The following is a 21,273-nucleotide window of genomic DNA, read 5'->3' as shown; positions in this document are numbered from 1 at the left end:
GCGGTCCGTCGAGTCATCCTTGCAGGAGAGTCATCCGTGACCCTGGTCATCGACCCGTCCGAGACATCGGAGACGTCCGAGAGCAGCGCCGTGGCCGAGCCGTCCGCCCCGGCCGCGGCGCCGCTGTCCGACCTCGTGGCACGCGACGCCCGTGAGTTCGGCGTCTACGCGCGCACCGGAGGCTGGGCCTTCGCGCTGATGGTGGCGCGCAGCGTGCGGCCGGGCGGGCAGGCCGCCGGTGAGACGCCGAAGGTGTCGGCGAAGGAGTTCGCGCAGCTGGCCGACTGCTCCCCGGAGCGGGTCATGCGCTACTACCGGGCCTGGGACCGGGCCGCCGACGACGCACTCGTGCCCCACTTCGAGACCCTCGTACCCGGCCAGGACGTCGAACTGCCGGACTCGGACGCGTGGTTGAACTACTACGTCTCCCGCAACAGCGCGACCTCCGAGCGCGGCACCGCCATCGCCGAGGCCGCGGAGGCCGAGGGCATCCGTCCCACCAAGGCGCTGGAGGTCGCCGAGAACCCGACCGCGCTGCGCGCCGCGATCCTCGCCGACCCCTCCACCGCCCGCGCGGCCCGCAGCGCCCTGCTGGACCGGCTCCGTGACGATCCCGAGCTGCAGGCCGAGCTGGCGCGAGACGTCGTACGCACCGACGACCTGAAGAAGGCCGTCGCGACCGAGAGCCGGGCGGCCGACCGGATCGGCTACGTCCGCCAGATCGCCGAGTCCGGGCAGATCAAGACCCCTGCCGGACAGACCGTCGACGCCCCTGTCGAGCTGCGCGAGGAGGCCGAGCGGCATCTGTCGCTCATCGACGAGCTGACGGACGACGAGGACACCGGCGAGTGGGCCACCGAGGCCTACGACACGATGAAGTCGCTGGTCGCCGACGCGGTCGAGGCCGACCCCGAACTGCGCGTCCAGGAGCAGCGGAGCAGGTTCTACAACAGCCTCCAGAAGGCCACCAAGGCGTTCGAGGAGCTGACCTTCGACGACGCCCAGGACTTCCAGGAGGAGGACATGGACGAAGCGGTCCAGCGTCTGGAGGAACTCCAGCAGGCCATCGGCACGTGTCTGACGGCACTGCGGGGAGCGCGCGGGGGCCGGCCGCCGCGGGACTGAACGGTTGCCCCGGCCGGCGATGATCATTAGAGTCGGCCGGGTGACTGCCGGGTCGGCCTTGGGCCACGCACGAGTGAGGGTCCCGGCCTCGGCGTGAGCGCGAGGCGGGCGAGAGGCCCGCCGCCGTCTCCGAGTGTTCCTGCCCCGGCGCCCGTACGGCGCCGTTTCCAGCGAATCCCGACACCCGGAGACACACCCACCGATGCAGACCACCGCACAGCACACGCCCACGACCGCCGTCCGCCTCGACCACACCGCCGTGCTCGCCAGGGACCCGCGGCTGTCGGCCGAGTTCCTCGCCGCCGTCCTCGGCCTGGAGGTCGGCGCCCCCTTCGGCCCGTTCCTCCCCGTCGACCTCGGCAACGGGGTCACGCTCGACTACTACGAGCGGCGGGACGAGCCGGTCCAGCCGCAGCACTACGCGTTCCTCGTGCCCGACGAGCGGTTCGACGGCATGATCGCCCGGCTGGACGTACTCGGCGTCCCGTACTACGCCGATCCGCACCACGGCGAGCCGGGCCGGATCAACCGGCTCTTCGGCGGCCGCGGAGCCTACTTCGCCGACCCGTCGGGGCACAACATGGAGATCATGACCCGGCCCTACGTCCGCCCTTAGCCGCCCGTACGGCGGTCCTCGCCGCCGCTGCCGGGTTCTCGGCGCGGCGGCGAGGCCCCGGTGTCCGGGTGGACCGTGTGGCGGCGCCGGATCCACAGGGGCAGGGCGTACCAGCACACCAGGTACCAGGCGACGACGCCGGCGACCAGCCAGGTCACCTCGCTGCCGTGCGTGGCCACCCGCAGGATCAGCAGGAGCGCCGACGTCGTCGTCGTGACCAGCAGGAGCAGGCCGACGAAGGTCAGCCGGGAGGCGATCCGCACCGCCTGCGGCTTGACCCTGCGGCCGGAGACGAGGCGATGCAGCGACACCGGCCCGATGAGGGCCCCGGTCGCGGCGGCGCCCAGCACGACGGTCACGACGTAGATGACCTGCTCGCTGTGGGGCAGCGTGGGGTACCTCGGGTAGAAGACGACCGTCAGCAGGAAGCCGAAGAGGATCTGCACGCCCGTCTGGGCGACGCGGACCTCCTGGATGAGTTCACCCCACATCCGGTCGGCCCGCTCGTCCTCGCTCTCGTCGCGCCCCGTGCGCCGGCCTTCCTCCGCCATGGGGTCCGTGTAACCGTCCGGCCGTTCCTTCAAACGACCGCCGTCCGGGCGGCGGCTACCAGCGCTGCTCGACCTGGTCCTTGATCCGGCGGTCGTAGAGCTCGCGGATCGCGGTGACGGTGTCCTCGGGCAGCGGCGGCAGCTTGGCGGCGGCCGCGTTGGCGCGTGCCTGCTCCGGACTGCGGGCACCGGGGATGACCGTCGTCACGCCGTCCTGCTCGACGATCCAGCGCAGGGCCAGCTGGGCCGGGGTGTATCCCTCGGGGGCGAGCGCGGCGAACTCGGCGGCGGCCTCGACACCGGTGGCGTAGTCGACGCCGGAGAAGGTCTCGCCCTGGTCGAAGGCCTCGCCGTGCCGGTTGTAGGTGCGGTGGTCGTCGGCCGCGAACACCGTGTCCTTGGTGTACTTGCCGGACAGCAGGCCGGAGGCGAGCGGCACGCGCGCGATGATGCCGACACCGGCCGCGCGGGCGGCGGGCAGCACCTCGTACAGGGGCTTCATGCGGAACGGGTTGAGGATGATCTGCACGCTCGCCACGTTCGGCCGGGCGATCGCGGTCAGCGCCTCGGCGCAGGTCTCGACGCTCACCCCGTACGCCGCGATCCGCTCCTCCGCGACGAGCGTGTCCAGGGCGTCGTAGACCGCGTCGGAGGAGTAGACGGGGGTCGGCGGGCAGTGCAGCTGGACCAGGTCGATGCGGTCGACGCCGAGGTTGCGGCGTGAACGGTCGTTCCAGGCACGGAAGTTGTCCAGGACGTAGTTCCCGGTGAGCTGCTCGGCCCGGCGGCCCATCTTGGTGGCGACCAGCACATGCAGGTCGGGGCGGGTGCGCAGGAAGGAGGCGATGGCCTCCTCGCTGCGTCCGTCGCCGTACACGTCGGCGGTGTCGAAGAACGTGACTCCCGCCTCGGCCGCCGCCTCCAGGACGGACAGGGCCTCCTTCTCGTCCACACGGCCCCAGTCGGCGCCCAGCTGCCAGGTGCCCAGACCCACCACCGAGGCCCACTGGCCCGACCTGCCGAATTCGCGTTCGTCCATGGCGCCAGTGTGTCATCCGGCACCGGGCCGCGCGGAACAGGCCGCTCCGGCAGGCTTCCTGGGCGCACCTGGGCGCAAGCTGTGCGCTTTTCACCCGCTCGGGTGATAGCGGTGGACGAAAGCACGGTGGGCGTACAGCGCGCCCCTACCGTGAGCCCGTGACCGAACGCCCTACGGACGTCCCTGGCAACTCTCCTTTTCCATACGGCAGTTCATGGCCCGTCAGCCGCCGTGGCCTGCTGCGCGGAGCGGCCGGCGCCGCAGCGTGGGCCGCCGTACCGGTGCTGCTCGCGGCCGACCCGGCGGCGGCCGCTGCCGAACTCCCCGGGTTTCCGGCCGAGGTGAGGCTGTACCGCTCGGCGTACCGCAACTGGGCGGGCGAGATCACCGCCGACGGACTGTGGGCCTGCGCCCCGGCCGGGCCGGAGCAGGTGCTCGCCGTGGTCGACTGGGCCTGGCGCGGCGGCTGGCGGGTCCGCGCACGGGGCCGCTCGCACGGCTGGTCGCCCCTGACGATCACCGAGGGGACGACGGCCGGCACCCGGACCCTGCTGGTCGACACCGCCCTCCATCTGACCGGCCTGGCCCTGGAGTCCGGTTCGGCGGTCCGCGCCGGCGCGGGCGTGACCATGGAGGCCCTGCTCACCTTCCTGGAGGGCCACGGGCTGGGCCTCACCGCGACGCCCGCCCCCGGCGACCTGACCCTCGGCGGCGCCCTGGCGATCGACGCGCACGGCACGGCCGTACCGGCCGACGGCGAACGCCCGGCGCCCGGGACGACGTACGGCTCGCTCAGCAATCGTGTGCTGGAGCTGACGGCGGTGGTGTGGGACGCGCGCCGCGGGGCGTACGCGCTGCGCACGTTCCGTCGCGACGAGGCGGACTGCGCCGCGCTGCTGACCCACCTCGGCCGGGCCTTCGTCACCGAGGTGGTGCTGCGGGCCGCGCCGGACGGCAACCTGCGCTGTGTCAGCCGTACGGACGTGCCGGCCCGCGAGCTGTTCGCGGCACCCGGTTCCGGCGGGCGCACCCTGGAACGCTTCGTGCGCCGCTCGGGCCGCGTCGAGGCGATCTGGTTCGCCTTCACCGAGTTCCCCTGGCTGAAGGAGTGGAGCGTCACACCGGTGCGGCCGCCGGGCTCGCGGCATGTCACCTCGCCGTACAACTACCCCTTCTCGGACAGCGTCCCGACGCCCGTGGCCGACCTGGTGGGGCGGCTGGTGGCGGGCGCGGGCTGGTATCTGGCGCCGGAGGTGGGCAACGCGCAGCTCACGGTGGCCAGGCTCGGGCTGGCGGCCACGGACTCGGCCGACCTGTGGGGGCCGTCGAAGAACACCCTGCTGTATCTGCGGCCGACCACGCTGCGGGTCACGGCGAGCGGGTACGCGGTGCTCACCTCGCGGGCCGGCGTGCAGCGGGTGGTGCACGAATTCACCAGCCGCTACCGGGAGTTGCTCGCCGCATACGCCGCACGGGGCCGCTTCCCGGTCAACGGCTCGGTGGAGATCCGGGTGACCGGCCTGGACCAGCCGGCCGAGGCGGGCGTGCCGGGTGCGCGGACCCCGCTGCTGTCCGCGCTGCGGCCGTGCGCGGAGCGTCCCGAGTGGGACACGGCGGTGTGGCTGGACGTGCTGACGCTGCCCGGCACGCCGTACGCGGAGGCGTTCCTGCGCGAGGTGGAGCGGTTCCTGTTCGGCACGTACGACGGCGGCCACGCCCTCGCCCGCGCGGAGTGGTCCAAGGGCTGGGCGTACACCGACGACTCCGCCTGGAGCGACCCGGACGTGCTCGGCACGGCCGTGCCCGGCACCTTCTGCCGGCCGGTGTGGGAGCAGGCGGTCGCGACCCTCGACCGCCTGGACCCGCACCGGGTGTTCGGCAACGCCTTCCTGGACCGCCTCCTGCGCTGAACGTGACGGGCACCCCCAGATGCCCGGCCGATCGCCTCGACGATGTCCCGGTACGGGGCACCCCTTCCTCGTCCGCGTACAGGGCGATACCGCGGGTGGCCCAGCCGTCGTTGAGCCGTCAGATGCGCCGACCGGCTGGAGCAGGTGCTCGGCGCCCTGCCGCGCGCCCTGGCCACGGTCCCGCCGGCCGGGGTCCAACCGTGCCAGGTCGCCCTCGTGACGCGGCGGGGACGACGGCCCACTGGCCGCGGCCTTCCGGGCTGGACGAGGCGTGCCGACTCAGCCCTGCGGGGTCAACTGGGCCTGGATGAGCGGCCCGTAGCGCTCGGCGACGGCGTCGGCGTCGGTGGCACGCAGGTGCGGTCCGCGGGCGATGCCGTACATCACGCCGAGGCCGACGAGCGCGGCGACGGCCAGTTCGGCGCGCAGTCCGGGGTCGGGGCCGGTGAGCCGGGCGGCGAGGCGTTCGGTGACCTGGGCGCGGAAGTTGGCGCGCAGGATCTCGCCGCGGTCGCCGTGCAGCGGGGCGAAGGCGATGCGCAGCAGCGGGTCGGTGCCGCGGTCACGCTGGCCGGTCAGGACGTGCCGGACCATGTGCCGGCCGAGGTCGGGCAGCGGCGCGTCGAGCAGGGCGTCCGCGTCGGTGTCGAAGGACATGACGCGGGCGAACAGGGCGTCCTTGTTGCCGAAGTACTTCAGGATCAACGGCGGGCTGACACCGGCCCGTTCGGCCACCGCCTTCAGGGTGATGTCGGCGTGGGCCTGCCGGGCCAGGAGGTGGCGGGCGGCCTTGAGGATGGCGGCCTTGGTGACCTCGGCGTCACGGCGGCCGGGGGCGCGGGTGTCCGGCCCGGGTGGGGTGCTCACGGTACTCATGTTCCCGCCGGCACCCCGTCGCGCGCGCCGGGGGTGGCGCGCCGGGCCCGGCGGGTGCCGTCGGCGGGGCCGCCGTCGCCGGGGATGGTCAGGGCGGCCGCGCAGGCGGCGAGGGCGACGGCGCCCGCCATGGCGAACGCCAGCAGATAGCCGTGCAGGGTGGGGACCGGGACGCCGCCGACGGGGCTGCTGTGGTGGACGAGGACGGCGGCGACGGCGGCGCTGGAGACGGCCTGCCCGATGGTGCGCATGAGGACGTTGACGCCGTTCGCGGAGGCGGTCTGCCCCGCCGGGACGGCGTGCAGGATCAGGGTCGGCAGCGCCGAGTAGGCGAGGGTGGTGCCGGTCGCCACCACCGTCGCGCCCACGATGATCATCCACAGGTCGCGGCTGTCGGCGATGCGCACGGCGTAGCCGCAGGCGATGACGGCGGCGCCCAGGGCGAGCGTGATGCGCGGGCCGCGCGCGGCGGAGATCCGGGCCGACAGCGGCGAGAGCAGCAGCATGGTCACTCCGCCGGGCAGCAGGCACAGACCGGTGGCGACGATGGACAGGCCGAGGCCGTAGTCGGTGGTCTTCGGGGCCTGCACCAGCTGTGCGGTGACGAGGGAGTTGGCGTAGAAGGCGAACCCGGTCAGCAGGGCCGCCACGTGCGACAGCCCCACCCGCGGCCGGCTGGCCAGCCCCAGGTCCACCAGCGGCCGTTCGGTGCGCAGTTGCTGCCACCACCACAGGGCGAGGATCACGAGGGCGGCGAGGAACAGCCCGAGGATCCGTGCACTGCCCCATCCCCAGGTGCCGCCCTGCGAGACGCCCAGCAGCAGGCACACCAGCCCGGCGGCGAGTCCCAGCGCGCCGAGCACGTCGAACCGGCCGGGCTCGCGCACCGGTGACTCCCTGACCGCCCACCAGGTCGCCGCGACGCCCAGCGCGCCGAGGGCGCCGGTGAGCCAGAACATCGTGTGCCAGTCGGCGTACTGGACGACCAGCGCGGCGAGCGGCAGGCCGAGCGCGGCGCCGATGCCGACCGTGGAGCTCATGAGGGCCACCGCCGAGCCCCGTCGCTCCGGCGGGAGTTCGTCGCGCAGGATGCTGATGGACAGCGGGACGACGCAGGCGGCGGCGCCCTGGAGCGCGCGGGCGGCGATGAGGACGCCGATGTCCGAGGTCAGGGCGCACATCACCGAGCCGAGGGTCATCAGCACGAGCGCGGCCGTGAGGACCCGCTTCTTTCCGTACATGTCGCCGGCCCGGCCGAGCACCGGGGTGAGGACGGCGCCGGAGAGCAGGGTCGCGGTGACCGTCCAGGAGACGGCCGCGGCGGACGCGCCGGTGAGCCGGGGCAGGTCCGGCAGCAGCGGGACGACGACGGTCTGCATGACCGCCATGAGGATGCCGCCCGACGCGAGCACCGGGATGGTGCACCGGTCCCGCAGTGCGCGGACCGCGGCCGGGGTGCCGGGCGGCCGGGGTATCGGGGCAGACTGGTCCATCGGCGCTCCCGGGGACGGTGTGAGGGCACGGTGAGAAGGAGTGAATACCCATTCACCGTATCGAGTGAATGGTGTTTCACCAACGCCTTTCGCCCCGGCCCGAGCCGCGCTCCGGTCAGCCCAGGTTCTGCTCCAGCGCCTTCAGGTAGTTGCGCATGAAGTGGTCGCGGATTCCGTCGGACGCGGGCGCGAAGACGTCCGCACTCGCTCCCGCGATCCGGTCGGTGAGCGCCGAGAACATCGGCATGCTGTCGTGCAGTTTGCCCTTGGAGTCGATGTAGCGCAGCGCCCGGACATGGGTGAAGACGGGCTCGGGCGGCAGCTGGGGCACGATGTCGTTGTTGTTCACGAAGCGGTACGTGCGGCCCCCGAGCCCCTGGTGGAACGCCTCGGCGAGGACCGCGTCGCAGGTGCGCGGCTGGCCGAAGGTGTAGATGCCGTCCGCCGCGAGGTTCGGGTGCTCCAGGTACATCCGGGCGCCGGCGAGCATGGCGAGGGCACCGCCGAGGCTGTGCCCGGTGAAGTACAGGGTCTGTCCGTCGGTGCGCAGGTCCTTGAGGGTCGCCTCGACGTCCGGGTACACCGAGCGCAGCGCCGCGGCGAAGCCGTAGTGGACGTGCCCGCTGCCGCCGGGGCCGCTGACGGGCGGGGTCGAGGCGTCGGTGAGCCAGTCCTTGATCTGGGTGGGTTCGGTGCCGCGGAAGGCGATGACGATCATCCGGTCGCCGGCCATCGTGTAGGCCTGGGTGTCCTGCAGCGGGAACGGCGGGGTGAACCGGGTCCGATGGTGCCGCACCTGATCGAAGCCCCACTTCGCGGCCTGTTCCTCGATGGTGGCCTCGTCCTTGTACGCGAGGTCGGACGCACGGGCGAGCCAGTAGGCGCGTCGCACGCTGTAGCCGGTCGAGGTCTGGTCGAAGGTGTCGGGCATGGCCATGGGCGAGGCTCCTTGCGGGTGGGGGGTATCAGGGAGGGACGGGGGGAAATCGGGGGGGCGAGTGGGGGAAATCGGGGAGAGACGGGTGGGGGGAATGCGGTGGGGGCGCGGAGGACCGACGTGCCGAGTCTCAGCGGCCCCTCGCACGGACGTGCAGCGCGCGGGACGCGCGCGGGCCGAGCCAGCGCTTGAACCGGCGCAGCACCTCCAGTTGCCCGGCCGCCTTGTCGAGGCCGTAGTAGAGCTGCGGGGGGACGTACGGCAGCAGCGGTGAGTGGCGCTGGCCGAGCAGGGCGAACATCCGGTGCGGGGGCAGGTCGATGTAGCGGGGCAGGTTCTCGTACCAGCGGGCGCTGTAGCGGGCCGCGCTCTGGACGGACAGCAGCTCGGACAGGCGCCGGCGCTCGTAGGCGGCGAGCGCCTCGGGCAGGCCGGGGTGCGTGCGCAGGGCGTCGGCGAGGCACATGGCGTCCTCCAGGGCGAGGGTGGTGCCGGCGCCGATGGAGTAGTGGGTGGTGTGGGCGGCGTCGCCGAGCAGCACCAGGTTGCCGTGGCGCCAGGTGCGGTTGGTGAGGGTGCGGAAGTTCAGCCAGCCGGCGCCGGGGCGGCCGATGAGCCCGTGACCGTCGAGGACGTCCGCGAAGAGCTTTTCGAGGAGCGCGAGTCCCTCGGCCTCGTCCATCCGGTCCAGGCCGAGGCCGGTGAAGGTCTGCGGGGAGCACTCGACGACGCAGGTGCTGTGCGCGTCGCTGTAGCCGTAGCCGTAGGCCCAGATCCAGCCGTGCGGGGTCTCGGCGAAGGTGAAGGTGAAGGCGTCGAAGACCTTGGTGGTGCCGAGCCAGATGTAGTGGTTGCGGCCCGCGGCGATCTCGGTGCCGAAGGCGTCGGCGTGCCGGGTGCGCAGCGCGCTGTGCACGCCGTCGGCCGCGACGACGAGGTCGGCGTCCGCGGGCGGTTCGGTGAGTTCGCTCTCGTACTCCAGCCGTACGCCGAGCGCGCGGGCCCGCTCGGCGAGCAGGCCGAGCAGCCGGTGGCGGCCGATGCCGAAGCCCTCGTCACCGTGGTGACGGGTCGTCAGATCCCGGACGTGGGCGACTCCGTCGCTCCAGCGGACGGAGGCGTCCTCGACCGCCCGCGCGGCGTCGGGGTCGTGGGCCTGGAGCCGGTCGAGGAGGCCGCGCCAGTACGTCACGCCCCAGCCGTACGTCGACCCCTCGGGGTTGCGCTCATGGACGGTGATGTCGTGGGACGGGTCCTGCCGCTTGAGCAGGATGGCGAGACACAGGCCCGCGGGCCCGCCTCCGGCGCAGACGACCTTCACAGCCATACCCCTGTCTGTCACTGAACGTGGTCGAACGGGACCGCAGGGTAGCAGTGCGGGCAGGCCTTTCGATCGCGTCAGTTTGGCGTGGTGAGCAGCACCACTCGGACAGACGGAACCAGCGAAAGATCACCGAAAAGGCGGTCGGCGCGGCAAGGAATTGGCCGTTCCGGAGAAGATCCACGCCCCGACGCGACAAGATCAACTTCGTTCAACCCTGTATGACATGTGGCCAATTGTCCGGATCACGGCCAACCGGTTCCGGGAGATTTCTCCCCGTACCCGCTCCCTCGATAGGCATGCGTCGTCACCACCAAAAGCACCCTTCAGGAGGACCCGCATGCCCGACATCAGCCGTCGCCGCGCGCTCACCGCCGCGGCAGCCCTGGCCGCGACGGCCACCGCCGCGACCCTCGTCGCACCCGCTGCCTCGGCCGCCGGTCACGAGCACCCCATGCCGATGCCGCCGCACCCCGACAACTTCGACGAGGTCTACAAGGGCCGCCGGATACAGGGGCGTCCGATGAGCGGAGGCGGCCACCACGCCGAACACGGCGGCGGATTCGAGGTGTTGATCGACGACGTCGAGCTGCACGTGATGCGCAACGCCGACGGCACCTGGATCAGCGTCGTCAGCCACTACGCCCCGGTGGCCACCCCGCGCGCCGCCGCCCGCGCCGCGGTGGACGAGCTTCAGGGCGCCCCGCTGCTGCCCTTCCCCGCCAACTGACCGCCCGCACAAGGACTTTCGGAGCATCGCGCACCATGACCGTACGCAAGAACCAGGCCGCCCTGACCGCCGACGAGAAGAAGCGGTTCGTCGACGCCGTCCTCGCGCTCAAGCGCAGCGGGCGCTACGACGAATTCGTCCGCACGCACAACGAGTTCATCATGTCCGACACCGACACCGGTGAGCGGACCGGCCATCGCTCCCCGTCCTTCCTGCCCTGGCACCGCAGATTCCTGCTCGACTTCGAGCGGGCCCTCCAGTCGGTGGACTCGTCGGTCGCCCTGCCGTACTGGGACTGGAGCACCGACCGCACCCCGCGCGCCTCGCTGTGGGCGCCGGACTTCCTCGGCGGTACCGGCCGCAGCTCGGACGGCCGGGTGATGGACGGCCCGTTCGCCGCGGCGGCCGGCGACTGGCCGCTGACCGTGCGGGTCGACGGCCGTACGTTCCTGCGCCGCTCGCTCGGCACGGGCGTGCGCGAGCTGCCGACCCGCGCCGAGGTGGAGTCGGTGCTGTCCATATCGACGTACGACATGGCGCCGTACAACAGCGCCTCGGACGGCTTCCGGAACAACCTGGAGGGGTGGCGCGGAGTCAACCTGCACAACCGGGTCCACGTCTGGGTCGGCGGACAGATGGCCACCGGCGTCTCCCCCAACGACCCGGTGTTCTGGCTGCACCACGCCTATGTCGACAAGCTGTGGGCGCAGTGGCAGGGCCGGCACCCGGGCGCGGGCTATGTGCCGACCGGCGGGACGCCCGACGTCGTCGACCTGAACGAGACGATGAAGCCGTGGAACGACGTGCGTCCGGCGGAGCTGCTGGACCACACGAAGTTCTACACCTTCGACAGCTGACGACGGGCCGCCGGCGCCCGGTCAGGCCTCGGCCGTGCGGCACTCCGGGTGGCCCCAGCCCTGCGCGTTCTTGGCGATGGACTCGCCGGCCGCGTAGGAGCGGCCGCACAGGCAGCGGCCGGGGAACTTCGCCTTGATCGTGCGCGAGGACGTGCCGCCGGCCGCCCCGCCGCCGGTGCGGCGGGGAGCCTTCCTGCGCGGGGCCGCGGCCTTCGGGGTGTCCGGCGAGGCCGGCGGCGGCGGGGAGCCGAGCGCGCTGCCGGCCTCCTCCTGCACGGAGGCCGCCTGGCTGGCGGCGCGGTCGGCGAAGTCGTTCAGCGGGTCGCCGTCCGCCTGGTGGGCCGGGACGTAGCGGAACTCCACGGACCGGCCGTCGAGCAGCTCGTCGATGCGCACGACCAGGTCCTGGTTGGCGACCGGCTTGCCGGCGGCGGTCTTCCAGCCGTTGCGCTTCCAGCCGGGCAGCCAGGTGGTGACGGCCTTCATCGCGTACTGGGAGTCCATGCGGATCTCCAGCGGCACGTCCGGCGCGACCGCCGCGAGCAGCCGCTCCAGAGCGGTGAGTTCGGCGACGTTGTTGGTGGTCCGGCCGAGCGGGCCGGCCTCCCAGCGGGCGGGGGTCCGCTCGTCGTCGGAGACCACCCACGCCCATCCGGCCGGTCCGGGGTTTCCCTTCGAAGCCCCGTCGCACGCGGCCACCACACGTTCACGCATACGCACGATCATGCCATGGGCGCGCGGGCGGCCGCTCCGGCGCCCTGACCTCACACGTCCTTGACCGACGGCATCTCTCCTTCGGTGGTCGTGACGTCGATCACCGAGAAGTTCGCGCCCTGCGGATCGCTCAGCGCCGCGAACCGGCCGAAGGGGCTGCTCATCGGCCCGAAGCGGAGGACGGCGCCGAGCTTGACGGCACGCTCGACCGCCCGGTCGCAGTCGTCCACGGTGAAGTAGACGTTGATGTACGACGGCACCTCGGGCGGGAAGTCGTCGGTCATCTTCATCCGACCGAGGACGGGGTCGCCGCCCACGTCGAACATCCGGTAGTCGACGGCGTGGTCCTCCATCTGTTTCATCCGGTACGGGAAGACGGCGGACAGGAAGGTGTCGGCCTTCTCCGGTTCCCGCGTGAAGACCTCGGCCCAGCAGTACGCGCCCGGGGTGCCGGTCGCCTCGAAGCCCTCGTGACTGCCCGCCTGCCAGACGCCGAACACGGCCCCGCTGGGCTCCCGGGCCAGGCACATGGTGCCGAAGTCCCCGACCTGCATGGGCTCCATCAGCACCTCCCCGTCGTTGTCCCGGACCTTCTGCGCGGTGGCGGCGGCATCCGGCGCGGCGAAGTACAGGCACCACTGCGACTGCCCCTCCTGGCCCGGCATGGGCGGGACGACGGCGGCCACCGCCTTGCCGTCCACATAGGCCTGTGTGTAGTTGCCGTACTCCGACGACGACTCGCCGAAGGTCCAGCCGAGGACGTCGCCGTAGAAGCGCTTGGCTCCCTCGACGTCACTGAACATCGCGTCGGCCCAACAGGGCGTTCCCTCGGGTTGCACGGCCATGCTGACGACCCTCCTGATGCGGTATGTCCGGACACTCACGCTTGCCACCCCGCTGCTCACGCTAGCCATGCCGCCGTCGGCCCGCGCGCCGAGCGACGGGGGCCGAAGCGGGACACCGAGCCGTCACGGAAAGTAGTTGTCTGAACACTTCAGGTCACCCTTGAGGGTGAACGGCGCAGAAGAAACCCAGCTGCGGCGATGAGCGGAAGCGTGCATTCAGCCGCGCGCCGCAGGTTTGACACAAACGGCGGGTTTGCACAACCCGCGCGCACACCCGCCCCCTTTCACGCCTTACCCGGTGATCATCCGGCCTGTTTGGCTGGGCGTGCGCAACGCCACTGGCACACCACTGCCCCATCCCGTCACCCCCGTTCCGCCCTGCCTGGAGGGAAAGTGTCCACACCGGACAGCGCCACCGGTTCCGTCGTCGAAGAACCCGCCCCCGACCCGGACGGGCAGCTCAGCAGTCTGAGCACCCGGGCGGCACGCCAGCTCACCACGACCACCAAGTCCGAACCGCAGATGCAGGCCATCACCTCCCGATGGCTGCTGAAGACGCTGCCGTGGGTGGACGTGAAGGGCGGCGCCTACCGGGTGAACCGCCGTCTCCAGCTGCGCACCGGGCGTGGCCGGGTGCACTTCGAGCACAACGGCGCGGACGACATCCGGGTGGTTCCGGAGACCCTGACCGAACTGCCGGTCCTGCGCGGCTATCCCGACGGCGAGGTGCTGCGGGAGCTCGCGGGCCGCTTCCAGCCGCGCGAGGTGCGCGCCGGACAGGTGCTGTTCGAGGCCGGCCAGCCGGTGACCGAGGCGTACCTGGTCGTGCACGGCCGGTTCACCCGGTACACCAACGGCAAGTACGGCGCCGAGGAGGTCACCGGGATCGTCTCCGCCGGCGACCAGATGGGCGACGAGGCGGTCGGCCAGTCCGACCCGCTGTGGCTGTCCTCGGTGCGCGCCGACACCGCGGGCGTGGTGCTCTCACTGCCCTGGACCGCCATCCAGGAGGTCACCCGGCGAGTGCCGACCCTCGCCGCGCATCTGCAGGCGTACGTCGAGCAGCAGCGCATGCCCATGAACCGCAAGGGCGAGGCCGAGGTGCCGGTGCAGGCCGGCCATGTCGGCGAGCCGACCCTGCGCGGCGGCTTCGTGGACTACGAACTCACCCCGCGCGAATACGAGTTGTCGCTCACCCAGACCGTGCTGCGGGTGCACACCCGGATCGCCGATCTCTACAACGACCCGATGGACCAGACACAGCAGCAGCTGCGCCTGACGGTCGAGGAGATCCGTGAGCGCCAGGAGTGGGAGCTGGTCAACAACCGGGAGTTCGGGCTCCTGCACAACGTCGACTACGGCCAGCGGATCAGTACCTTCACCGGCCCGCCGACCCCGGACGACATGGACGAGCTGCTGTCCATGCGGCGCAAGACCAAGGTGTTCCTCGCCCACCCGAAGGCGATCGCGGCGTTCTTCCGGCAGTGCAACCGGCGCGGTCTGGTGCCCGGCACCGCGAGCGTCGACGGGCACGAGGTGCCGGCCTGGCGCGGGGTGCCGATCTACCCGTGCAGCAAGATCCCGATCCGCGACGACCACACGACCAGCATCCTCGCGCTGCGCACCGGCGAGGCCGACCAGGGCGTCATCGGCCTCTACCAGACCGGTATCCCGGACGAGTTCCAGCCCGGCCTGAACGTCCGCTTCATGGGCATCAACGAACAGGCCGTCATCAACTACCTGGTCACGGCCTACTACTCGATGGCCATCCTCGTCCCGGACGCGGCAGGGATCCTGGAGAACGTCCAGCTCGGCCGGACCGCCGACTGACGGCCTGGAGCGCGCCATGAGCACACCCACCACCGCCTACACGCTGCCCGGGCCGCCGAACCTCGCCCAGGCCCTGCGCCCGGTGCGGCGCACCGGCGTGATCCCCGGCCTGCGCTGCCGACCGGCCGTGCCCGCCGACCCGGAGAAGGCCGCCGAGATCGACCGCCGACTGGAGGAATGGGCCCGGGAGCTGGACCTGTTCCCCGAGTCCTGGACGGGGGACTTCTCCGGCTTCCAGTTCGGCCGGGCCGTCGTCCTGCAGCACCCGGGCGGCCTCGATCTGGACCGGCTCACCGCGGCCGGCAAGCTGCTGCTCGCCGAGAACATCGTGGACTCCTGCTACTGCGAGGAGGACGAGGGGCGGGGCGGATCGCGCAGCGGCCTCGGCGGACCGCTGATCATCGCCCAGTCGGCCCTCGACCCCTACCACGGCATCCCGGAGCTGGAGGCCGAGTGGCGCGAGGGCATCCAGGCCGACGGCCCGCTTCGCTCGTACCACCACGCCCTCGCGGACTACGCCACCTTCGCCACCCCCAGCCAGACCGACCGGTTCGTCCACGACATCGCCCGGCTGCACCTCGGTTATCTCGGCGAGGCCGCCTGGATGGAGTCCCGGTACATGCCGCGGATCTGGGAGTACCTGGTGATGCGGCAGTTCAACAACTTCCGCCCCTGTCTGTCGCTGGTCGACGCGGTGGACGGCTACGAGCTGCCCGAGCAGGTCTACGCCCGCCCGGAGATCCAGCGGATCACGGCCCTCGCGTGCAACGCCACGACGATCGTGAACGACCTGTACTCCTTCACCAAGGAGCTGGCGAGCGATCCGGACCACCTCAATCTGCCCCAGGTGGTCGCCGCCAACGACCGGCGCGGGCTGAAGGCGGCCTACCTGAAGTCCGTCGAGATCCACAACCAGGTCATGGAGGCCTTCGAGGAGGAGTCGGCCGCCCTGTCCGCCACCTCACCCGTGATCGCACGCTACGCCGAGGGCCTGGCCGCCTGGGTCTCCGGCAACCACGAGTGGCACGCCACCAACACCAACCGCTACCACCTGCCCGACTACTGGTGAATCACCCGATCACCGGCAGCCCGGCCGCACCGCAACGCCGTCACATTGTCCAGAGGAGTCTTCGTTGACCACCGCCCCCGCCCGCACCACCACCGTTCCGGTCCCGACCCAGTCCATCTACCAGACCCGGGTCGCGGACTACTGGAACGCCGAGGAGAATCCGGTCAACCTCGAACTCGGCAGGATCGACGACCTTTACCACCATCACTACGGCATCGGTGAGGCCGACCGGTCGGTGCTGGAGGAGCCCGACCCCGAGCTGCGCAAGGAGCGCATCACCAGCGAGCTGCACCGGCTGGAGCACGCCCAGGCGGAGCTGCTCGCCTCCCACCTCGGCCCGCTCACGCCCGCCGACCGGGTCTTCGACGCCGGCTGCGGCCGGGGCGGCGGCAGCATCGTGGCGAACCTGCGCCACGGCTGCCACGCCGACGGAGTCACCATCTCGGCCAAGCAGTGCGACTTCGCCAACGAGATGGCCCGCAAGCGGGGCGTCGACGACAAGGTGCGCTACCACCACCGCAACATGCTGGACACCGGCTTCGAGACGGGTGCGTACGCGGCCTCGTGGAACAACGAGTCCACGATGTACGTCGAGCTGGAGCTGCTGTTCGCCGAGCACGCCCGGCTGCTGCGCCGCGGCGGACGCTATGTGACGGTCACCGGCTGCTACAACGACACCTACGGCCGGGCATCGCGCGAGGTGTCGCTGATCAACGCGCACTACATCTGCGACATCCACCCGAGGTCGGAGTACTTCCGGTCGATGGCGAAGAATCGGCTGGTGCCGGTCCATGTGGAGGACCTGACCGCGGCGACGATCCCGTACTGGGAACTGCGCAAGCAGGCCGACCACCTGGTGACGGGCATCGAGGACGCGTTCCTGGACGCCTACCGCAACGGCAGCTTCCAGTACCTGCTGATCGTGGCCGACCGGGTCTGATCCCGAGATCGGCAGCGCGGGTCGGCGAGGCGGAGGTGTGCCTCGCCGCCCCGCGACCGGTCGTACGGCTGTTGCCCTACTCCCCCGCGTACGCCTTCTCCAGGGCGGCGACGTCCAGCTTGCCCATGCTCAGCATGGCGTCGGTGACGCGGGCCGCCTTCTGCGGGTCCGGGTCGTTCAGGAGGTCGGTCATCCGGTCGTAGACGACCTGCCAGGAGACGCCGTACCGGTCCTTGAGCCAGCCGCAGGGGCCGGGCTCGCCGCCGCCCTCGGTGAGCCTGGTCCAGTAGGAGTCGATCTCGTGCTGGTCGGCGCAGGAGATCTGGAAGGAGATCGACTCGTTGAACGTGAACTGGGGGCCGCCGTTGAGGGCGATGAACTTCTGGCCGTTGGCCGTGAACTCGACCACCAGCACCGATCCGGCCGGACCGGGCCCGGCTTCGGTGTAGCGGGTGACGTGGCCGATGGACGAGTTCTTGAAGACCGACACGTAGAACTCGGCGGCCTCCTCTGCCTTGCCGTCGAACCAGAGACAGGTGGTGAAACCGTCGGTGGTCATGAGTACCTCCTGGGCGGGGAACGCGGTCATCAGTACCGACCGGACCGCGCGGCAAAACTCATCGGCCGGGGCGGAGCCGGTCAGGCCGCCAGGCAGAGCGCGTTGGACGGCCGGTGCGGAGCGACGGCCGGGCGGCGGTGCACGCCGGTGCGCCGCGTGAGCTCGCCGTGTACCAGCGACAGCAGGTCGCCGAGGCCCAGTCCGAGGGCGTGTGCGGCGGCCGCGAGGACCTCCGAGGAGGCCTCTTTGCGGCCGCGCTCGATCTCGGAGAGGTAGGGCAGCGAGATCCGGGCCGTGTCGGCCACGTCCTTCAGCGTGCGGTCCTGCGCCCGCCGCTCGCGCCGCAGCACCTCTCCGACCAGATCACGCCAGAGGGGCTCTCTGCCCTCCCCCACCGCCGGTTGCGTCTCGGGCGCCTGCGGGCGGACGGGCGCGGGCCGCAGCGGGATCACTCGGGCTTCGTTGCTCACCTGGTTGGTCACCCACGTCAGCCTAGGAGCCGCAGGTCACGGGGCAAGGGCCCGGCGTTGCGCCCTGAGGGAAACCGGCTCAGCGCCTGAGCGCGAAGCGGGCCCGCACCCGCTTGCCGACGGGGACGCGCTCGGCGGTCACTTCCACGGCCAGGGCGTCGACGATCTCCAGGCCGTGCCGTCCGACGCGTGCCGGGTCCCTGGGGTAGCGCAGGGGCAGCGCGGAGCTGCTGTCGTAGACACACACCGTGACCGCGTTGTCCGTGCCCTCCAGCTCCAGGATGTAGGGGCCGTTGCTGTGCCGCTCGGCGTTGGTGACCAGCTCGCTCACGAGCAGGAGCAGTTCGCCGTCGGCGCCGCGGTCGGGCTCGGCGCACCACTCGGTCTTCAGCTGCTCCAGGAACCGCGCCGCGAAGGCCCGCGCCTCCGCTATGGAGCCGGGTTCGCCGGTGTAGTGCTCGGCGCGCCGCAGCGGTTCCACGGGTACATCGAAACCAGTCGGTATCACGTCCCCGCCCACGTACTCGGTCATGCTGTCTCTCTCGAATGCCGGGTCCGGCCTTTCGTCCGTTGCACCAGACCTCGTACCCCGAGCCGGGCTCGGCAGTCCCCCGAAGCGTTCGCCGAGCGCGCACAGTGGCGATGGTCACCCTCCGGACGGGCTCGGGGACGGTGATACCGGCCCGGCGGAGGAGGGTGCGGAGGCCGACGGGGGCGAGGAGGACGCCGCTGAGGGCGACCCGGCCGGCGCCGACTCCGGCGACGCGCCGGAGGAGGGCGGAGACGACGACGGGGAGGACGACGGGGAGATCGGCGGGGACGTACTCGGCGACGCAGGAGCCGGCGAGGGGGAGGAGGGCGACGAAGGGGAGGCGGACGGCGAGGACGACGGGGGCGACGGGGACGTCGCGGACGTCGCGGACGCGCTCGGCGAGGCCGGGGACGAGGTCGCCGTCGAGGGGCTCGGCTTGCCCGAGGGGGACGGGCAGTGGCGCGCCCCGGGCGGGCACGACGGCGACGCCGACGGCGAGGGCGGCGGGTTCCAGGGGTGCGGGTCCTTCGGCGGCCTGGCGTGTTGGTCGTGCTGCCAGCCCTGGTCGCCGTGCGGACGGTGGATCCAGTCGTCGTGGTGGGGGTCGTAGAGCACGAAGATGTCGACGACCGTCGGCGCGGGCGTCACGACGACCACGTTCGAGGGCCGGTACGCCGGCCAGCGCGGGCCCACCAGCCGAGGCGTGTTCTTCTCGGCGACGGGCGAGGTCAGCGGATTGCCGCAGGCGCAGCGCACCCGGGGGACGCCGTGGCTGTCCACCAGCACGGCGGTGCCCGCCTGGAGCACGGACTGGTAGCTGGTGGCGGCGCCGTCGCGGTAGCCGTGGTTGGTGACGCGCGTGTCGACACGCAGCTGGACCGGGGTGAGCGAGCGCAGATAGGCGGGTACGCCGGACGGCTGGACGCCGGCCACGGAGGCGAACGCCCTGGTCTTGGCCGAGTCCGCCTGGAGGGCCTTGATCTGCTGCCCGACGTCGCAGGCGGCGACGTTCTGCGTGCCGCCGTACAGGCCGGGCGCCCCGCCCTGCACGCCCTGCACCGTGCCCGCCGGCGCGGAGGGCGCGGCGGAGGCGGGGGGCGGGACGGAACTCCGCTTGGCCGTCGATGCCGTGAAGGGATCCTGGCCGGCACTGGCGGCCGGCTGGAGGAAGACCTCGCCGCCCTTGGCGGACGAGCCGCCACCCGAACGGGTGAAGACGACGGCGAGTACCACGGCGGCGACCACGACGGCGCTGAGGGCGGCGATGCCCGGTACGGACTTCCACCACGGCCCGTGCGGCTCGTGCGGCTCCTTGGGCCCGCCGGCGCCGCCCGAGGGTCCCCCGGGCGGGCCGGAGGGCGGCTGGGAGGAGCCCGACAGCGGGCCGGGGGGCGGGCCGGAGGGGCGGCCGGAGGACGGAGGTTCGACGCTCACGAGCACCTCTTCCCGTCGCGGTTCCGTTTGGTGCCTTTAGGTCGTTCGGCTGCACATTGACCCCATTGTGTGTCGCAGAGTCGCGGCGGTCGCAAGCCGACGGGCGAGACGCACGGCCGCTGCTTAGCGTGAACGGTGTGAGCCCTCCGACCGCCCCCGCGCGGCCCGCCGCCCGCCACGGCTGGGCGCAGGCCCTCGGCGCGGTGCTGACCGGGCTGGCCGTCATGGCACTCGTGGCGGCACTCGGGTTGTGGGCGGCCGGCGCGGCGGATCTGCCGGACGGCGCGTTCCCGAGGGTGGTGGTCGCGACGCTGGTGACGGCCGTCGGCGGCACCGTCGAACTGTCGGGCAACGCGGGCGTGCTGGCGGAGAGCCACGCCGGTCTGACCGTGATCCCGCTGTCGGTGACGCTCGTGGGCGCCCTCGCGATCGGGGCGGGCTTTCTGCGTCCGCTGCGGCACCGGGCGGTGGCCTCGGCCACGGAACTGGCCGGGTGGGCGGCGCGGCTCGCGGTGCTGTGGCTGCTGGCGCTGATCGGGCTGGCCCTCGGCGCCCGGCAGACCTTCGCCGTCGACGTGGGCAGCGGCACCCTCAGCGATCTGGCTGGGCTGTTCAACGCCGCGCCGAAGGTCGGGTTCACCGCGGACGTGCCGCTGACCGTGCTGTTCGGGCTGTTGTGGCTGGCCGGGGTACTGCTGCTGGCGGTGCTGGTCGCGCGGGGAGCTCCGCTGCCGGGGCGGCTGCTGCGCTTCCAGGAGTCGGTGCGCCCGGCGGCTCACGCGGTGGTCGTGCTGCTCCTCGGCTACGTCGTCGTCGGCCTCGTCATCGCGCTGATCACCGCGGCCACCCGCGGGCACGTCGCCACGACCGTGGCACTGATCCTGCTCGGCCTGCCCAACCTGGCCTGGCTGGCCCTCACCGTCGGTCTGGGCGCCACCTGGAACGGCCGGGTGGACGGGCCGTTCGGGCTGCCGGTGCCCCATGTCCTGGACGAGCTGCTGCGCACCCCGGGCGCATCGGAACTGAATCTGCGTACGCTCACCGCCCACGACGGCCGCTGGTGGTGGCTGGCGGTCGTGGACGCGGTCCTGCTGCTGGCTGTCGCGTTCCGGATGGCCGCGCGCTCACCGGCCCGGATCCGGCTGTGGCAGCACGCCCTGCACCTGGCCGTCGCGCTGGCGCTGACCGTGCTCATGATCTGCCTGACGGGCCGTGTCTCGGCTCACTACGGCCTGTCCCTGCTCGGCATCGGCAACCTCGGCGGCGGGCTGTCCGGCGAGTTGTTCCTGGAGCCGCGGCTCTGGCAGGCGGTGGGCCTGGGCGCCCTGTGGGGACTGGTCGCCGGGCTGCTGGGCGGGCTGCTCGCGCTGCCGGTGCGGCGGCGGGGCGAGGTCGGTGAGCAGCCTCCGCCCTGAGCCCCCTTCG

General features: G+C 72.2%; 21 protein-coding genes. 9 read left to right on the top strand and 12 right to left on the bottom strand.

Annotated features, from left to right (window positions below; all coding sequences use genetic code 11):
- Positions 1 to 36 precede the first annotated feature (36 nt).
- On the top strand, positions 37 to 1,125 hold the full coding sequence (locus tag ACFC8N_RS36285) for a hypothetical protein (protein WP_362820861.1): 1,089 nt from the start codon (positions 37 to 39) through the stop codon (positions 1,123 to 1,125).
- Between the two features lie 202 nt (positions 1,126 to 1,327).
- A complete protein-coding gene (locus ACFC8N_RS36280) occupies positions 1,328 to 1,741 on the top strand; it encodes a VOC family protein (RefSeq protein ID WP_362820862.1) in 414 nt (137 codons plus the stop codon).
- Here the strand turns inward: ACFC8N_RS36280 and ACFC8N_RS36275 are convergent.
- Both ACFC8N_RS36275 and ACFC8N_RS36270 read right to left on the bottom strand, forming a co-directional pair.
- Positions 1,738 to 2,292 (bottom strand): DUF6328 family protein, encoded by a 555-nt coding sequence (locus ACFC8N_RS36275; protein ID WP_376293193.1) that lies wholly within the window; start codon positions 2,290 to 2,292, stop codon positions 1,738 to 1,740. The genes ACFC8N_RS36280 and ACFC8N_RS36275 overlap by 4 nt on opposite strands.
- A 55-nt stretch (positions 2,293 to 2,347) precedes the next feature.
- Positions 2,348 to 3,331, bottom strand: a complete 984-nt coding sequence (locus ACFC8N_RS36270; protein WP_376293191.1) for an aldo/keto reductase — start codon at positions 3,329 to 3,331, stop codon at positions 2,348 to 2,350.
- A gap of 158 nt (positions 3,332 to 3,489) precedes the next feature.
- Here ACFC8N_RS36270 and ACFC8N_RS36265 point away from each other — a divergent pair, with 158 nt between their 5' ends.
- On the top strand, positions 3,490 to 5,241 hold the full coding sequence (locus tag ACFC8N_RS36265; protein ID WP_376293189.1) for a cholesterol oxidase substrate-binding domain-containing protein: 1,752 nt from the start codon (positions 3,490 to 3,492) through the stop codon (positions 5,239 to 5,241).
- Positions 5,242 to 5,520: 279 nt separating this feature from the next.
- On the opposite strand, the gene ACFC8N_RS36260 is transcribed toward ACFC8N_RS36265, so the two are convergent.
- The 4 genes from ACFC8N_RS36260 to ACFC8N_RS36245 all read right to left on the bottom strand — a co-directional run bounded on the left by ACFC8N_RS36260 (position 5,521) and on the right by ACFC8N_RS36245 (position 9,874).
- Positions 5,521 to 6,117 (bottom strand): TetR family transcriptional regulator, encoded by a 597-nt coding sequence (locus ACFC8N_RS36260; RefSeq protein WP_376293187.1) that lies wholly within the window; start codon positions 6,115 to 6,117, stop codon positions 5,521 to 5,523.
- A complete protein-coding gene (locus ACFC8N_RS36255; RefSeq protein ID WP_376293186.1) occupies positions 6,114 to 7,610 on the bottom strand; it encodes an MFS transporter in 1,497 nt (498 codons plus the stop codon). Before ACFC8N_RS36255 ends, ACFC8N_RS36260 begins: the two co-directional genes overlap by 4 nt.
- A gap of 115 nt (positions 7,611 to 7,725) precedes the next feature.
- The gene (locus tag ACFC8N_RS36250) at positions 7,726 to 8,547 is read right to left on the bottom strand and encodes a lipase family protein (RefSeq protein ID WP_376293184.1); all 822 of its coding nucleotides are present in this window, start codon (positions 8,545 to 8,547) and stop codon (positions 7,726 to 7,728) included.
- Between the two features lie 130 nt (positions 8,548 to 8,677).
- Positions 8,678 to 9,874 carry an FAD-dependent monooxygenase gene (locus tag ACFC8N_RS36245; RefSeq protein WP_376293183.1) on the bottom strand — a complete coding sequence of 399 codons (1,197 nt, stop codon included), beginning with the start codon at positions 9,872 to 9,874 and terminating at the stop codon, positions 8,678 to 8,680.
- A 334-nt stretch (positions 9,875 to 10,208) separates the two neighbouring features.
- Between ACFC8N_RS36245 and ACFC8N_RS36240 the strand changes: the two genes are divergently transcribed.
- Both ACFC8N_RS36240 and ACFC8N_RS36235 read left to right on the top strand, forming a co-directional pair.
- Positions 10,209 to 10,598 (top strand): tyrosinase cofactor, encoded by a 390-nt coding sequence (locus ACFC8N_RS36240; protein ID WP_376293181.1) that lies wholly within the window; start codon positions 10,209 to 10,211, stop codon positions 10,596 to 10,598.
- Positions 10,599 to 10,633: 35 nt separating this feature from the next.
- Positions 10,634 to 11,455 (top strand): tyrosinase family protein, encoded by an 822-nt coding sequence (locus tag ACFC8N_RS36235; RefSeq protein WP_356032183.1) that lies wholly within the window; start codon positions 10,634 to 10,636, stop codon positions 11,453 to 11,455.
- A gap of 21 nt (positions 11,456 to 11,476) precedes the next feature.
- On the opposite strand, the gene ACFC8N_RS36230 is transcribed toward ACFC8N_RS36235, so the two are convergent.
- Positions 11,477 to 12,181: a ribonuclease H gene (locus tag ACFC8N_RS36230; RefSeq protein WP_376293178.1), complete on the bottom strand. Its 705-nt coding sequence runs from the start codon at positions 12,179 to 12,181 to the stop codon at positions 11,477 to 11,479.
- 38 nt (positions 12,182 to 12,219) lie between these two features.
- Positions 12,220 to 13,014, bottom strand: coding sequence for a VOC family protein (locus ACFC8N_RS36225; protein WP_356032188.1), 795 nt, complete (start codon positions 13,012 to 13,014; stop codon positions 12,220 to 12,222).
- Between the two features lie 393 nt (positions 13,015 to 13,407).
- Between ACFC8N_RS36225 and ACFC8N_RS36220 the strand changes: the two genes are divergently transcribed.
- The 3 genes from ACFC8N_RS36220 to ACFC8N_RS36210 all read left to right on the top strand — a co-directional run bounded on the left by ACFC8N_RS36220 (position 13,408) and on the right by ACFC8N_RS36210 (position 16,853).
- Positions 13,408 to 14,844, top strand: a complete 1,437-nt coding sequence (locus ACFC8N_RS36220; protein ID WP_356032191.1) for a family 2B encapsulin nanocompartment shell protein — start codon at positions 13,408 to 13,410, stop codon at positions 14,842 to 14,844.
- A gap of 16 nt (positions 14,845 to 14,860) precedes the next feature.
- Positions 14,861 to 15,913, top strand: a complete 1,053-nt coding sequence (locus ACFC8N_RS36215) for a family 2 encapsulin nanocompartment cargo protein terpene cyclase (protein WP_376293174.1) — start codon at positions 14,861 to 14,863, stop codon at positions 15,911 to 15,913.
- Between the two features lie 64 nt (positions 15,914 to 15,977).
- Positions 15,978 to 16,853 carry a geranyl diphosphate 2-C-methyltransferase gene (locus tag ACFC8N_RS36210; RefSeq protein ID WP_071385249.1) on the top strand — a complete coding sequence of 292 codons (876 nt, stop codon included), beginning with the start codon at positions 15,978 to 15,980 and terminating at the stop codon, positions 16,851 to 16,853.
- A gap of 76 nt (positions 16,854 to 16,929) precedes the next feature.
- Here the strand turns inward: ACFC8N_RS36210 and ACFC8N_RS36205 are convergent, their stop codons facing one another.
- The 4 genes from ACFC8N_RS36205 to ACFC8N_RS36190 all read right to left on the bottom strand — a co-directional run bounded on the left by ACFC8N_RS36205 (position 16,930) and on the right by ACFC8N_RS36190 (position 19,848).
- Positions 16,930 to 17,412 (bottom strand): VOC family protein, encoded by a 483-nt coding sequence (locus ACFC8N_RS36205; RefSeq protein ID WP_376293173.1) that lies wholly within the window; start codon positions 17,410 to 17,412, stop codon positions 16,930 to 16,932.
- 80 nt (positions 17,413 to 17,492) lie between these two features.
- Entirely contained in the window at positions 17,493 to 17,894 is a 402-nt protein-coding gene (locus tag ACFC8N_RS36200) for a helix-turn-helix domain-containing protein (protein WP_376293170.1), read from the bottom strand.
- Positions 17,895 to 17,961: 67 nt separating this feature from the next.
- On the bottom strand, positions 17,962 to 18,414 hold the full coding sequence (locus ACFC8N_RS36195) for an ATP-binding protein (RefSeq protein ID WP_356032202.1): 453 nt from the start codon (positions 18,412 to 18,414) through the stop codon (positions 17,962 to 17,964).
- Between the two features lie 114 nt (positions 18,415 to 18,528).
- Entirely contained in the window at positions 18,529 to 19,848 is a 1,320-nt protein-coding gene (locus ACFC8N_RS36190) for a DUF6777 domain-containing protein (RefSeq protein WP_376293168.1), read from the bottom strand.
- Positions 19,849 to 19,985: 137 nt separating this feature from the next.
- On the opposite strand from ACFC8N_RS36190, the gene ACFC8N_RS36185 reads away from it, so the two are divergent.
- The gene (locus ACFC8N_RS36185; protein ID WP_376293166.1) at positions 19,986 to 21,263 is read left to right on the top strand and encodes a streptophobe family protein; all 1,278 of its coding nucleotides are present in this window, start codon (positions 19,986 to 19,988) and stop codon (positions 21,261 to 21,263) included.
- Positions 21,264 to 21,273: the final 10 nt, after the last annotated feature.

Origin of the sequence: Streptomyces sp. NPDC055966 (genome assembly GCF_042269865.1) — a bacterium.
In the GTDB taxonomy this organism is placed as follows: domain Bacteria; phylum Actinomycetota; class Actinomycetes; order Streptomycetales; family Streptomycetaceae; genus Streptomyces.
The sequence above is the reverse complement of the archived record's forward strand: the minus strand, read 5'-3'. Positions and strand labels throughout refer to the sequence as shown.

Excerpts from the sequence above, each read along its gene's own strand:
- ACFC8N_RS36280 (WP_362820862.1), top strand. The coding sequence starts at position 1,328 with ATGCAGACCACCGCACAGCACACGCCCACGACCGCCGTCCGCCTCGAC.
- ACFC8N_RS36275 (WP_376293193.1), bottom strand. The coding sequence starts at position 2,292 with ATGGCGGAGGAAGGCCGGCGCACGGGGCGCGACGAGAGCGAGGACGAG.
- ACFC8N_RS36270 (WP_376293191.1), bottom strand. The coding sequence starts at position 3,331 with ATGGACGAACGCGAATTCGGCAGGTCGGGCCAGTGGGCCTCGGTGGTG.
- ACFC8N_RS36260 (WP_376293187.1), bottom strand. The coding sequence starts at position 6,117 with ATGAGTACCGTGAGCACCCCACCCGGGCCGGACACCCGCGCCCCCGGC.
- ACFC8N_RS36255 (WP_376293186.1), bottom strand. The coding sequence starts at position 7,610 with ATGGACCAGTCTGCCCCGATACCCCGGCCGCCCGGCACCCCGGCCGCG.
- ACFC8N_RS36250 (WP_376293184.1), bottom strand. The coding sequence starts at position 8,547 with ATGGCCATGCCCGACACCTTCGACCAGACCTCGACCGGCTACAGCGTG.
- ACFC8N_RS36245 (WP_376293183.1), bottom strand. The coding sequence starts at position 9,874 with ATGGCTGTGAAGGTCGTCTGCGCCGGAGGCGGGCCCGCGGGCCTGTGT.
- ACFC8N_RS36240 (WP_376293181.1), top strand. The coding sequence starts at position 10,209 with ATGCCCGACATCAGCCGTCGCCGCGCGCTCACCGCCGCGGCAGCCCTG.
- ACFC8N_RS36235 (WP_356032183.1), top strand. The coding sequence starts at position 10,634 with ATGACCGTACGCAAGAACCAGGCCGCCCTGACCGCCGACGAGAAGAAG.
- ACFC8N_RS36230 (WP_376293178.1), bottom strand. The coding sequence starts at position 12,181 with ATGATCGTGCGTATGCGTGAACGTGTGGTGGCCGCGTGCGACGGGGCT.
- ACFC8N_RS36225 (WP_356032188.1), bottom strand. The coding sequence starts at position 13,014 with ATGGCCGTGCAACCCGAGGGAACGCCCTGTTGGGCCGACGCGATGTTC.
- ACFC8N_RS36215 (WP_376293174.1), top strand. The coding sequence starts at position 14,861 with ATGAGCACACCCACCACCGCCTACACGCTGCCCGGGCCGCCGAACCTC.
- ACFC8N_RS36205 (WP_376293173.1), bottom strand. The coding sequence starts at position 17,412 with ATGACCACCGACGGTTTCACCACCTGTCTCTGGTTCGACGGCAAGGCA.
- ACFC8N_RS36195 (WP_356032202.1), bottom strand. The coding sequence starts at position 18,414 with ATGACCGAGTACGTGGGCGGGGACGTGATACCGACTGGTTTCGATGTA.